Origin of the sequence: Erythrobacter sp. CCH5-A1, assembly GCF_001557115.1 — a bacterium.
Taxonomy (GTDB): Bacteria; Pseudomonadota; Alphaproteobacteria; order Sphingomonadales; family Sphingomonadaceae; genus Erythrobacter.
Map to the genome: position 1 here is coordinate 1 of NZ_LSKQ01000027.1, position 12,306 is coordinate 12,306.

Consider the following 12,306-nt stretch of genomic DNA (forward strand, 5'->3'; position numbering starts at 1 on the left):
GGTATCGGGGCTAGGGGTGGGAGATCAATCCTCTTCAGGCTCCACCGGTATCCCCGGCGCCAGCGCCTTCATCTCTTCGCGGATCGCCTGGGCGCGCTCGCAGGCTGCGTCGTCACCCTCGCCGCAGCGCTCCATCGCCTTGGCATAGGCACGGTCGAGCTCGCCCATGCGCTCCTCGCGTTTGCGGATTTCGCGGCCGCGCTTCTCGTCGGCTTCGGACTGGCTGGTGGTGGCGAGGTCGGCACCCTTGCTCACCACGCGCACCGGCGCGGTGACCACGCCGACCGCCGCCTTGGCGAGGCAGCCCTGAAGGGCGAGGGCGGCGCAGATGAGCGCGAGGATTCGCAGCGGAGCCATGACCCGCACAGTGTCGCTCAGGGCTTAAGATCTGGCAAACCTATTCCGCGGGCTTCGCCGGGGCGGCGGGCAATGCAGGGAACGCCCCGCTCGTGCCGCCGCTGCCCGGCGAGCAGGTGAGCGTGCCCGAACCGAAGGCGTTTACGGAGCACCTGGCGCTGCCCGAGACCTTGATGTCGCCCGCGCCGCCGATCGTCGCCTCGACCGTCCCGTCCGAGGCGAAGGCAACGTCGCCGCTGCCGCCGATCGTGATTTCGGCCTGATCGGCCTTCAGCGCCGGCATCTCGACCTCGCCCGCGCCGCCGATCAGCACCTTCAGCTCCTTTGCCGTGCCGCTGCCGCGCACCGTACCGCTGCCGCCGATGTTGATGCCGAGCGTCTGGCCAGAGAACTTCTCGAACTCGACCGTGCCGCTGCCGCCGATATTGATCGCGGCCTCGCTGGCGAGGCCCTGCGCCTTGACCGTGCCCGCGCCGCCGATGATGATTTCCTCCGGCGGGGGCATGGTGATGCGGATGGTGGCGGTGCTGTTGCCGTTCCAGCCCTCGACCCGGGTGATGCCGATCACCTCCTTGTCGCGCACGAAGCGCAAGGAGTCGGTGTCGCTGCCCTCGACCTTGATCGCGAAGGTGTTGCCCTCGGTGACGATCACGTTGTCGCCCGAGGCGAGGAAGACCTTCGGGGGCGCCTCGCCCGCGATCTCGATTTCGGAGAGCGGCACGCCCTTCTGGCCGTTGATCTCGACATCGGCGCCATCGCATCCGGCGAGGGCGGCGGTGCCGGCAAGCAGCAGCGCGAGGCGTTGGCGGATCATGCGTGTCTCTCCCGTTGGCGTATTGCTGATGTAATACACCATGGGGCCGGGTGCAAGGGGGGCCTACGCCAACGCCCGAAACGAAAAGGGCCGCCCCATCGGGACGGCCCTTTCGATTTCGCGGCAAAGCGCCTCGGAAGCTTACGCTTCCTCGGCGGTGTCGTAATACTGCGGCGCGTGCTGGCGCAGCACGTCGAGGATCTTGCCGAGTGCGGTGGGCTCGTCGGTCTCTTCCATCGCTGCGAGTTCACGGGCGAGGCGGCTGGAGGCCGCTTCGAAGATCTGACGTTCCGAATAAGACTGCTCGGGCTGGTCTTCGGGGCGGAACAGGTCGCGGGTCACTTCGGCGATCGACACGAGGTCGCCCGAGTTGATCTTGGCTTCATATTCCTGCGCGCGGCGCGACCACATGGTGCGCTTCACCTTGGGCTTGCCCTTCAGGGTTTCCATTGCCTGCTTGAGCGTCTTGTCCGACGAAAGCTTGCGCATCCCGATCGCTTCGACCTTGTTGGTCGGTACCCGCAGGGTCATGCGTTCCTTCTCGAAGCGCAGCACATAGAGTTCGAGCTGCATCCCGGCGATTTCCTCGCTCTGGAGCTCGATCACCCGGCCCACGCCGTGCTTCGGGTAGACAACATAATCGCCGACGGTGAATGCGTTCGCGGTGCTCGCCATGCACGTTCCTTTCAATCGGCCCACCTGGCAACGGGAGAGAGGGACGGGGAAACCGGCGGCGCGACCCTTACCCCTCACGGGGCGAGCGCCGGTTGGACACGTCCGTTAGGGGGTTGCTGGTTTCGGGCCTTCCTGGTTTCTGGACGCCTGCGCAGACAAGGGTCTGTCGCGGTCGTGCCATTATATAGCACACCTGCAACAATATTGCGAGTCGGCGTTTGTATGAACCCGCCACCCGTCCCGCAATGCGCCAGCGACGGGCGGAACGCGGCTGCCGATCAGTCGCCTTCGCCCGGCGCCTCAGTGAAGTACTTCTCGAACTTGCCCTTTTCGCCCTTGAACGCGTCGGCATCGTCGGGCGGGGCCTTCTGGCTGGTGATGTTGGGCCACACGGCCGAGAACTTGGTGTTGAGTTCGAGCCACTTTTCGAGCCCGTCCTCGGTATCGGGGAGAATCGCTTCGGCCGGGCATTCCGGCTCGCACACGCCGCAATCGATGCATTCGCTGGGGTTGATCACCAGCATGTTCTCGCCTTCGTAGAAACAGTCGACCGGGCACACTTCCACGCAGTCGGTGTACTTGCACTTGATGCAGTCTTCGGTGACGACGTAAGTCATTGCGGCTCTTTCACGAGAAGTCTTCGGGATCGCCGGACAGGACGCCCGACGATGGCGGCGACGCGCCTATGGCGAATTGCCCCATACGGTCAAGTGCGTCGGAAGCAACCTCACGATAATGCGATGCGGCCTCGGCGGGCGAGCCGCGCCGGTCGGGCAGGGCGATCACCTCGACCACCCGCACGCCGCCGCCGACCGCGAGGGTGAGCACGTCCCCGATACGCACCTGCTCCGACCCGCGCAGCACATGCTTTCTGTTGCGGCGCAAAGCACGGGTTTCGATCAGCGCGTCGGCAGCGGAGCGGGTGCGGGCAAAGCGCAGGTAGACCAGCAGCCGGTCGATGCGGATCGCGCTGCCGCCCGCACTCATCCCTTGAGCAGGTCCGCCAGCTTGTCGAAGGCCCCGCCGGCGCGCGCGGGGCCGGTGTCGGACTTGGGCAGGGGCGGGCGATTGTCGCCCCCCGAACGGCCGTGCGGTTTGCCGCCGGGCTTCCCGCGCCGCTCGCCCTCGGGCCGGTTACCCCGCTCGCTCCGGGGACGATCGTCGCGCTTTTCGCCGCGCGGCTTGCCCTCGGCGGGGCGCCCGTCCTTGCGAGCGTCCTTGCGCTCGGGCTTCCCGTGCCGGGTGCGCTCGGCGCTGCGCGCCTCGCGGCGGGCTTCCCGCTCCTCCGGGCGGCGCGGGCGCCAGTACCAGCGGTCGGGGGCGGCGGGGCCGTGGGCGCCCTCGGGCAGGGCGCGGGCCTTGTCGCAGCGGAAGCCCGCGCTCCCGAGCAGGCGGCGGGCGTTCTCGGCCTCGAGCCCCACCGACACCGCCAGCGCGAGGTCAACGCGGAACGGGCGGTTGCGCTCCTTCGGGTGCGCCGCAACCACCTTGGCCCGCGCCTCGAAGGCGGCGCGGAGGATTTTTTCGGCCAGATCGACCCGGATCGCCTGCGACCCGGCATAACGATAGCCCGCAGGCAGACGTCCCTTGGCCCAGCTGCCCTCGGCCAGCACCGGCTGCATCGCCTCCTGCACCGCGCGCAGATCGAGCCCGAGCGCATGGAGCAGGCGGCGCGGGGCGGGCTTCAGCAGCGGGGCATCGAAAATGTCGAGCGCGCCGAAGGTGATGCCGAGCTTGCGCAGATAGGGCCGCATCTCCTTGGGCAGGTTCTCGAGCCCCGCCTCCTCGCGGCTTATGACGCCGCGCGCCTCGATCAGGGTGATGACCAGCGCGCGCGCCTGCGACCCGGCGGCAGGATCGCGCGCGGCCTCGGCGAGCTTGCGCAGGGGCGCGAGCGGTTCGAGCTGGGCTTCGAGCCATGCGGCGAGGCCTGCCTCAAGCTTCGCCTTGGCCGCATCGGGCAGCAGCGCCACATCGCGGGTCAGGGCGAGGCGCGGGGTGCCGAAGTTGCCCGAGCCGGGGTGGCCGGGGAAGGTGATCTCGGCCAGCGCCCGGCCCTGCCAGCGGATCGCCCCGCCCGCGATCTCCAGCTCGGCGATGCCCTGCGAGAGCAGCCACTCGGCCTTTTCGGCGAGCAGCGCCGGCAGCGCCTTCTCGCCCGCCGCGAGCAGCATCCGCCGGTCGGCGACGCCCGCCGAGGGATCGACATGGAAGCGGAAGCCCTCGAGGCGGCCGATGCTCTCGCCCTCCACCGTCAGATGGCCGTCGGGTTCGAGGGTGACGGGCAGCGCAGAGGCATCCTGTCCCAGCGATTTCATCAAGAGTGTCGTCCTCCGGTTGACGAAACGCTCGGTCAGCCGCGCGTGCAGCGCATCCGAGAGCTTCGCCTCGACCGCGCGCGCCCGCGCGGCCATTTCGTCACGCGCCAGCACCCAGTCGGGACGCTGGCAGATATAGGCCCAGCTGCGAATCGCCGCGATTCGCCCTTGCAGCGTGTCGATGTCGCCCTGCATCCGGTCAAGCTCGGCGATGCGCGCCGCGACGAAATCCGCGCCGAGATAGCCGCCCTGGAGGTCGTCCCACAGGCGGGCGACGAAGCGGGCGTGCTGCTCGACCCCGAGATTGCGAAAGTCGGGGAGCGAGCAGGCCTCCCAGAAGCGCCGCACGCTCCCCGCGCCCTTGACCGTGTCGGCGATGGCATCGCCCGCGAGGCGTTTGAGCACGGCGAGGTCGATGGCCTCGGGCGCCGCTTTCAGCACCGCATTTTCGGGCCGCGCTTCGAGATCGGAGATCAGCGCGGAGAGCGAATCGAAGCGCGGATCGGCCTCGCGCCAGAACAGGTGGGTGAGGGGCGCGAACTTGTGCTCCTCGATCGCGTAGACTTCCTCGTCGGTGAACTGGAGCGGTTCGCCGTCGCCCTTGCCCGTGCCTGACAGGGTGCCGAAAGTGCCGTCGCGCTGGTGCCGCCCTGCGCGGCCGGCGATCTGCGCCATCTCCGAAGGGGTGAGGCGGCGCTTCCTCCTCCCGTCATACTTGGTCAGCGCGGCGAAGGCGACGTGGTCGAGATCGAGGTTCAGCCCCATCCCGATGGCGTCGGTGGCGACGATGTAATCGACCTCGCCCGCCTGAAACATCGCGACCTGCTTGTTGCGGGTCTCGGGCGAGAGTGCGCCCATCACCACCGCCGCCCCGCCGCGGAACCGCCGCAAGGCCTCGGCCATGGCGTAGACCTGCTCGACGGAGAAGGCGACCACGGCGGAGCGCTTGGGCAGGCGCGACAATTTGCACACGCCCGCATGGCTGAGGGTCGAAAAGCGCGGGCGGCTGGTCACTTCCGCCTTGGGGATCAGCGCCTTGACCATCGGTTCGAGCGTCGCCGAGCCGAGGATCATCGTCTCCTCGCGCCCGCGCATGTGCAGCAGGCGGTCGGTGAAGATGTGGCCGCGTTCCGGGTCCGCACCCAATTGCGCCTCGTCGAGGGCGACGAAGGCGTGCTGACCCGCAGTCCTCGGCATCGCTTCGGCGGTGCAGAGGAAATAGCGCGCCTCGGGCGGTTCGATCCGCTCCTCGCCGGTGATCAGCGCGACCTGCTTGTCGCCCTTGATCGCGCGAACCCGGTCATAGACCTCGCGCGCCAGCAGCCGCAGCGGGAAGCCCATCATGCCGGAGGAATGGCCGCACATCCGCTCGATCGCGAGGTGCGTCTTGCCGGTGTTGGTCGGCCCGAGCACGGCGCGGACGTGAGCGTCCTCGGCGGGACGGGGGGTGAGCGACTGGGGCACGGCTACGCGGTCATCGCAGGCTTGCCGTGAGGGGGCAAGGCCATGAGACAGCCCCGCGCGGCGATACGCACAACACCTTATCGCACGGTGGCACCGACTGGTCGCTGGTTAAGCCCGGCTTTACTATGTTGTGCCAAAAAAATCGGACAAGGCTCCGCCCGAGGGTGGCGCAAGGCTCGCCTACCAAGGGCACCGCTTCGGGGCATGATGTTGGATCACGCGCGCAAACTGACCGATCCGGCAGAAGGCCCGGAGGACGCCGGGGACATTCCGCCCGAAGCGGAAAGCCGCGCGCTGGCGATTGTCCCTGCGCCGATCGATCCCCAAACCGCGCGCGATCTCATTCCTTACCTGCAGAACGGCAAGAAGCTCGCGCCGCCGACTTTCAGCGAACGCGCCAAGCGGCGCCTGAAGGCGAGGCTTGGGCACTATGCCGCGCGCTACGAGGCGTGGCGGCTTGACGCCTCGCAATGGTTCGACCGGCTCGATATCGCGCCCGATCTCGCCGAGAATATCGGCAGCCGCCGCTGGCTGCGGGGCCTCGGCACGATGGTGGGGCTCGGCGCGCTGGCGATTGCCTGCTGGCCCGATCTCACCCCGCTCGAGGCGCGCCCCTCGATGCCGCGCGGCGAGGCGGTGGATGCCGAGATGCGCAGCCAGATGATCCTGCCGCTCGCGCTGGGTGCCGATTCCGGCCGCCGGATGGGGCCGACCGAGGCGGTGATCGCGCTCAAGAGCGCGCCCGAGCGGCCGCAGATCCAGATGGTGCTGACGCTCGCGCCGGGGGACAGCTTCGCCTCGATGCTGCGCCGTGCGGGCGTGGCGGCGGAGGATATCGACCGTGCCGCCGCCCTCGTCGGGCAGGCCGTGGCGGTTGGCGATATCCAGCCGGGCACGCAGATGGACCTCATCCTCGGCCGCCGCACCGCGCCGGGGCAACCGCGCCCGCTCGACAGCCTCGCCTTCCGCGCCCGCTTCGATCTCGAACTGGCGCTGACCCGCCCCGGCGTCGGCGAGGTCAATCCCGATGGCACCCCGGTGATCCCCTCGGGCCCGCTCGCGCTCCGGCGCAATGTGATTCGGGTCGACGAGACCCCGCTCAGGGTGCGCGGGGTGGTGGGCCCAAGCCTCTACCGTTCGATGCGCGCGGCCGGCGTGCCGGCGAGCGCGGTGCAGGAATACCTGAAGACGCTCGACGCGCAGATCGACATGGACCGCGAGGTCCGTGCCACCGACGAATTCGACATCATCCTTGCCTACCGCCGTGCCGCCACCGGCGAGCGGCAGGCCGGACAACTGCTCTATGCCGGGGTCGACCGAGCCGGACAGCCGCGCACCCAGCTGATGCGCTGGGGCAGCGAGGGTCGCTTTTACGAGGCATCGGGCGTAGGCGAACAGCGCCGCGGGCTGCTGGCGCCGGTGCCGGGGGCGGTCACCTCGAACTTCGGCATGCGCCGCCACCCGATCCTCGGCTACATGCGGATGCATGCCGGGATCGACTTCAAGGCCCAGTACGGCACGCCGATCGTCGCGGTGAGCGATGGCCGGGTGGTCTCCGCCGGCCGCGCCGGGGGATGCGGGGTCGCGGTGCGGCTCGAGCACGGCGGCGGGCTCTCGACCCGCTATTGCCACATGAGCCGCATGGCGGTGGCGCCCGGCATGTCGGTGCGGCGCGGGCAGGTGATTGGCTATGTCGGATCGACCGGGCTCTCGACCGGCGCGCATCTCCATTACGAGATGTATCGCGGCGGGCGGGTGATCAATCCGGCGAGCGTCCAGTTCGTCAACCGCGCGCTGCTTTCGGGCACCGAGCTGCTCGATTTCCGGCTTCAGTTGATGAAGCTGAAGCAGATCGAGGTCGGCGCCGCTCTCAAGGATCTCGCTCCGGCGGCGAACGAGGTGAAGGCCCCGGTGCGCGAGATCGAGAAGGTCGCCGGGCCCACCCCTGCGCCGAAGAAGCCGTAAGCAGCGCTTGTCGTCCAAGGCGGATTGGGCGTAAGCCTTGCGCCCATGACCGGACACTACCCCAACACCCGCCTGCGCCGCACCCGCGCCACGGCGTGGAGCCGCGCGCTGCACCGCGAGACGATCCTCACGCCCGCAGACCTCATTTGGCCGCTGTTCGTGACCTCCGGAGAAGGCGTGGAGGAGCCGATCGCGACGCTGCCCGGTGTCTCGCGCTGGTCGGTCGACCTGATCGTCGCGCGGGCGAAGGAGGCGGCGGCGCTCGGCATCCCGGTGGTCGCGCTGTTCCCCAACACGCCTAGGGAGCTGCGCTCTGACGACGGGGGCGAGGCGCACAATCCCGACAACCTGATGTGCCAGGCGATCCGCGCGATCAAGGACGCCTGCGGAGACGACATCGGCGTGCTGACCGATGTCGCGCTCGACCCCTATACCTCGCACGGGCAGGACGGGCTGGTCGACGAGGCGGGCTATGTCGTCAATGACGACACCGTGGCGGCACTGGTCGATCAGGCGGTCAACCAGGCCGATGCCGGGGCGGACATCATCGCGCCCAGCGACATGATGGACGGCCGCATCGGCGCGATCCGCCGCGCGCTCGAGATGAACGGCCACGCCAATGTCCAGATCATGAGCTACGCCGCGAAATATGCGAGCGCCTTCTACGGCCCGTTCCGTGACGCCGTCGGCTCGGGCGGGCTCCTGAAAGGCGACAAGAAGACCTACCAGATGGACCCGGCCAACACCGACGAGGCCCTGCGCGAAGTGGCGATGGACATTGCCGAGGGCGCGGACTCTGTGATGGTCAAGCCGGGCCTCGCCTATCTCGACATTGCCCGGCGGGTGAAGGAAGAGTTCCGCGTGCCGGTCTTCGCCTATCAGGTGAGCGGCGAATATGCGATGATCGAGGCCGCGGCGGCAGCAGGCGCGGGGGACCGCGACGCCTTGGTGCTCGAGACGCTGCTGGCGTTCAAGCGCGCCGGGTGCAGCGGCGTGCTCACCTACCACGCCGCCCACGCCGCCCGCCTGCTGAATGGCTGAGGCGGGCACGCTCGAAACGCCGCGCCTGATCCTGCGCCCTCCGGTGGCGGAGGACCTGCCGTGGCTGCTCGCCACCATGAACACCGATGCCGTGATGCGCCACCTTGCCGGCGTGCGCACGGCGGAGGAAGTCGCGGAGGGCCTCGCCGCCGACATCGCCGCCTTCGCCACGCCCGGAGGACACCGCCGCTGGACGGTGTGGCTGCGTGACGGCCCAGAGCGGGCTAGCGAGAGGGTCGGCCGCGTCGGCCTCTTCCACGTCCGCTCCCCCGCCGCGCCGAGCGCCTTGCAGGGCCAGCGCGAGATCGGCTGGACATTTGCCGAGGCGCATTGGGGCAAGGGCTATGCGACCGAGGCGGCCGAGCGGGCCCTCGGCTTCGCCTTCGGGGACATGGGCCTGCCGCGCATCTTCTCGCAGACCAGCGAGTCCAATGTCGGATCGACCCGGATGATGCAGCGGCTCGGCTTCACCTTCCGCCCCGAGCTCGGCTACGACGATCCCGACTATCCGCCGCAAGACAACCCGACCACCGTGTGGTCGCTCGATGCGCCTGCGTGACGGCACCTGCGCCGCCCAGCGCGCGGCCGATCATGCGCCGGAATGTCGCGGCAGCGCCCGAAAACGGCCGCGGCGGAGGGGCGCCGATGGAGAAACTGGGCATGACCCGCACGCGCGCGCTTGATTTCAACGATCCGGCAATGCCACCCGCGTATAGGCCCGCAATCCGATCCGTGATTGTGCGGGGCCAATGGGGACCGAAGCCTTGACTGACGACATTTCCGACGCGCCCGGCGCAGGCCCGCGCCGCTGGCTGTTTGCGGTGACGATCCTCACCGGGAGCTTCCTCCTGTTCCTCGTCCAGCCGCTGGTCGCGCGCCTCGCGCTGCCGCGCCTCGGCGGGGCGCCCAATGTCTGGAACAGCGCGATGCTGGTCTATCAGGCGCTGCTGCTGGGGGGCTATGCCTATGCCCATGCGCTCTCGCGCCTTGCGGTCGGGCGGCAGGCGCTGATCCATCTGGCGCTGCTGGTGGCGGCGGCCTTCACGCTGCCCATCGCGCTCCCGTCGATCGCGCCGCCTGCGGCGGGACAGGAGGCCCTGTGGGTGCCTTACCTCTTCCTGCTGACCATCGGCCCGGTGTTCTTCGTCGTCTCGGCGCAGGCCCCGCTGATGCAGCAGTGGTTCGCCGCGCACCCGCGCGCGGGCGACCCCTATCCGCTCTATGCCGCCTCCAACCTCGGGAGCTTTGCCGGGTTGCTCGCCTATCCGCTGGCGGTCGAGCCGCTGCTGCCGCTGGGCGAGCAGAGCCGCTACTGGGCGCTGGGTTATGGTTCGCTTGTGGTGCTGGTGGCGCTCGCCGCCTTCGCCCGCCGCACCGCGCCTGCGCCTGCGGTGATCGCCGCCGCGAGCGAGACCGAGGCCGGCCCCGCGCCCGATGCCAGGCGCATCGCGCTGTGGCTCGCGCTTTCGGCGGTGCCTTCGGGGCTGATGCTCTCGACCACCACCCACCTCACCACCGACATCTTCGCGATGCCGCTCCTGTGGGTGATCCCGCTCGGGCTCTACTTGCTGTCCTTCAGCCTCGCCTTCGCCGAGAAGCGCGGCCTGGCGCGGGCGATGACCGTGATCGCGCCCGTCGTGATCGCCGCCGCCGGCGCCCTTGCGATGCTCGGCTCCTCGCGCCCGAGCATGCTCGCGGTCGCGGCGAGCCTGACGCTGCTGTTCGTGGTCGCGGTTGCGCTCCACGCGCGGCTCTACGAGGAGCGGCCGGAGCCCGCGCGCCTCACCCAGTTCTACCTCGTGATGTCGGCAGGCGGCGTGCTCGGCGGGCTGTTCACCGCGCTGATCGCGCCGCTGGTGTTCGACTGGACCTGGGAGCACCCGATCCTGATCCTCGCGGCGGCCGCGCTGCTGCCGCTGGGCCGATGGCAGGGCCTGCTCGCCCGGTTGTTCCCGAGCGAGCAGGGCGCGCGGCTCGGGATCATCGCGCTGCTCTTCGCGCTGTTCATCGGCGCGATGCGGCTGTTCGACCGCTCGATGATCGATCCCGATTGGGGCCTCATCGATCTGGCGATCTTCGCCGCGCTGATCCTTGCCGCGGTTCTGCTCACCGCCCGCCGCTGGGCCTTCGTTGCCGCCTGCGCGGCGCTGATCGCGGCGCTGGGCGCGATGGTGCAGGCGCAGACCAGCTTTGCCGGGCTGCGCAGCCGCAGCTATTTCGGGATCTACACCGTGCGCGAGGGGACCGATGGCCTCCGGCAGCTGATCCACGGCACCACGCTCCACGGGGTGCAGCGCGTCGAGGACGACATCCTCGCGCCGACCACCTATTACGGGCGCGAGGCGGGGGTGGGCCTTGCGCTTGCGAAAGCCCCGGCGATGTTCGGAGACAAGGCCCGCGTCGGCGTCGTCGGCCTCGGGGTGGGGACGCTCGCGTGCTACAGGCAGCCGGGGCAGACCTGGACCTTCTTCGAGATCGACCCGGCGGTGCTCGACTATTCGACCCGCGGGCAGTTCACCTTCATGAAGTCCTGCGCTCCCGAGGCCCCCACGATCATCGGCGATGCGCGCTTGCAGCTGGAAAAGCTCCCCGCTGCCAGTTTCGACATTCTGGTGGTCGACGCCTTCTCCTCCGACGCGATCCCGCTCCACCTGATGACCAAGGAAGCGCAGGAGGGCTATTTCCGCACGCTTGCACCCAAGGGGGTGTTGCTGATGCACATCTCCAACCGCTTCATCCGGCTGGAGCCGGTGCTGGCGGCGCTGGCTAAGGAGGGCAAGCTCGCCTCGGCGGTGCGGATCGACAACCCCGAGGGCGAGGGCCTGACCGGATCGACCTGGGTGGCGATGTCGCGCGATCCGGCACAGCTGACGGCGCTGACGGCGGACGGCAAGTGGCGCCCGCTCGCCAAGCCCGCAGCCGAGGTGTGGCGCGACGACTATGCCTCGATCCTGCCGCATCTGATCTGGACCAATTTCCACTGAGGAGCCTTCGCATGAACCGTCCGGGCGTCAACATCATCCCGATCCACGGAAAGACCCCGAAGATCCACGAGACCGCCTTCATCGCGCCCGGCTGCACGATCATCGGCGATGTCGAGATCGGGGAGGGCTCGTCGATCTGGTACAATTGCGTGCTGCGCGCCGACGTGTTCACGATCCGCATCGGCAAGCGCACCAATGTGCAGGACGGGAGCGTGCTCCATTGCGATCCCCCGCGCCCGGGCGATCCCGAGGGCTCGCCGCTGGTGATCGGCGACGATGTGCTGATCGGCCATATGGCGATGGTGCACGGCTGCACGATCCACGACCGCGGCTTTGTCGGCCTCGGCGCGATCGTGATGAACAAGGCAGTGATCGGGAGCGACGCGATGCTCGCCGCAGGCGCGATGCTGACCGAGGGCAAGGTGATCGAGCCGCGCGAGCTGTGGGGCGGGCGTCCGGCAAGGAAAATGCGCGATCTCGACGAAGGCGCGATCATGGGCATGCGGATCGGGACCGCGCATTATGCCGAGAACGCGAAGCACCACGCGGCGGCGGTGGCGGCGGCGCTCGGCGAGGGCTGATGGCGCGGCCTCCGGCGCAGCTGCCGGATGCCGAGGCGTTGCGAGGGCGGATTAGAGTCTGTCCTGTTTAGATTGAGGCATAGCCGCTGTTTCTGAGGTAGTTGGCG

The 12,306-nt window shown here is 69.2% G+C and carries 11 protein-coding genes; 5 read left to right on the forward strand and 6 right to left on the reverse strand.

Translation table 11 applies throughout. The annotated features are described in order from the left end of the window. Positions 1-24 precede the first annotated feature (24 nt). The 6 genes from AX708_RS01585 to AX708_RS01610 all read right to left on the reverse strand — a co-directional run bounded on the left by AX708_RS01585 (position 25) and on the right by AX708_RS01610 (position 5,529). On the reverse strand, positions 25-357 hold the full coding sequence (locus tag AX708_RS01585) for a hypothetical protein (RefSeq protein WP_066529406.1): 333 nt from the start codon (positions 355-357) through the stop codon (positions 25-27). Positions 358-397: 40 nt separating this feature from the next. Continuing rightward, on the reverse strand, positions 398-1,171 hold the full coding sequence (locus AX708_RS01590; RefSeq protein ID WP_066529409.1) for a GIN domain-containing protein: 774 nt from the start codon (positions 1,169-1,171) through the stop codon (positions 398-400). 141 nt (positions 1,172-1,312) lie between these two features. Beyond that, positions 1,313-1,846, reverse strand: coding sequence for a CarD family transcriptional regulator (locus tag AX708_RS01595; RefSeq protein WP_066529411.1), 534 nt, complete (start codon positions 1,844-1,846; stop codon positions 1,313-1,315). Between the two features lie 278 nt (positions 1,847-2,124). Beyond that, the gene (fdxA, locus tag AX708_RS01600; protein ID WP_066529413.1) at positions 2,125-2,463 is read right to left on the reverse strand and encodes a ferredoxin FdxA; all 339 of its coding nucleotides are present in this window, start codon (positions 2,461-2,463) and stop codon (positions 2,125-2,127) included. Between the two features lie 10 nt (positions 2,464-2,473). Continuing rightward, entirely contained in the window at positions 2,474-2,833 is a 360-nt protein-coding gene (locus AX708_RS01605; RefSeq protein ID WP_197426061.1) for a S4 domain-containing protein, read from the reverse strand. Then, the gene (locus tag AX708_RS01610) at positions 2,830-5,529 is read right to left on the reverse strand and encodes a helicase-related protein (protein ID WP_369815578.1); all 2,700 of its coding nucleotides are present in this window, start codon (positions 5,527-5,529) and stop codon (positions 2,830-2,832) included. Before AX708_RS01610 ends, AX708_RS01605 begins: the two co-directional genes overlap by 4 nt. Positions 5,530-5,832: 303 nt before the next feature. Between AX708_RS01610 and AX708_RS01615 the strand changes: the two genes are divergently transcribed. The 5 genes from AX708_RS01615 to AX708_RS01635 all read left to right on the forward strand — a co-directional run bounded on the left by AX708_RS01615 (position 5,833) and on the right by AX708_RS01635 (position 12,199). After that, a complete protein-coding gene (locus AX708_RS01615; RefSeq protein ID WP_197426062.1) occupies positions 5,833-7,593 on the forward strand; it encodes a peptidoglycan DD-metalloendopeptidase family protein in 1,761 nt (586 codons plus the stop codon). A gap of 45 nt (positions 7,594-7,638) precedes the next feature. Next, on the forward strand, positions 7,639-8,634 hold the full coding sequence (hemB, locus tag AX708_RS01620) for a porphobilinogen synthase (protein ID WP_066529417.1): 996 nt from the start codon (positions 7,639-7,641) through the stop codon (positions 8,632-8,634). Further along, positions 8,627-9,193, forward strand: a complete 567-nt coding sequence (locus AX708_RS01625; RefSeq protein WP_066529419.1) for a GNAT family N-acetyltransferase — start codon at positions 8,627-8,629, stop codon at positions 9,191-9,193. Before hemB ends, AX708_RS01625 begins: the two co-directional genes overlap by 8 nt. Before the next feature lie 190 nt (positions 9,194-9,383). Next, positions 9,384-11,618 carry a fused MFS/spermidine synthase gene (locus AX708_RS01630; RefSeq protein WP_066529420.1) on the forward strand — a complete coding sequence of 745 codons (2,235 nt, stop codon included), beginning with the start codon at positions 9,384-9,386 and terminating at the stop codon, positions 11,616-11,618. Between the two features lie 11 nt (positions 11,619-11,629). Next, positions 11,630-12,199: a gamma carbonic anhydrase family protein gene (locus AX708_RS01635; RefSeq protein ID WP_066529423.1), complete on the forward strand. Its 570-nt coding sequence runs from the start codon at positions 11,630-11,632 to the stop codon at positions 12,197-12,199. The last annotated feature ends 107 nt before the right edge of the window (positions 12,200-12,306 follow it).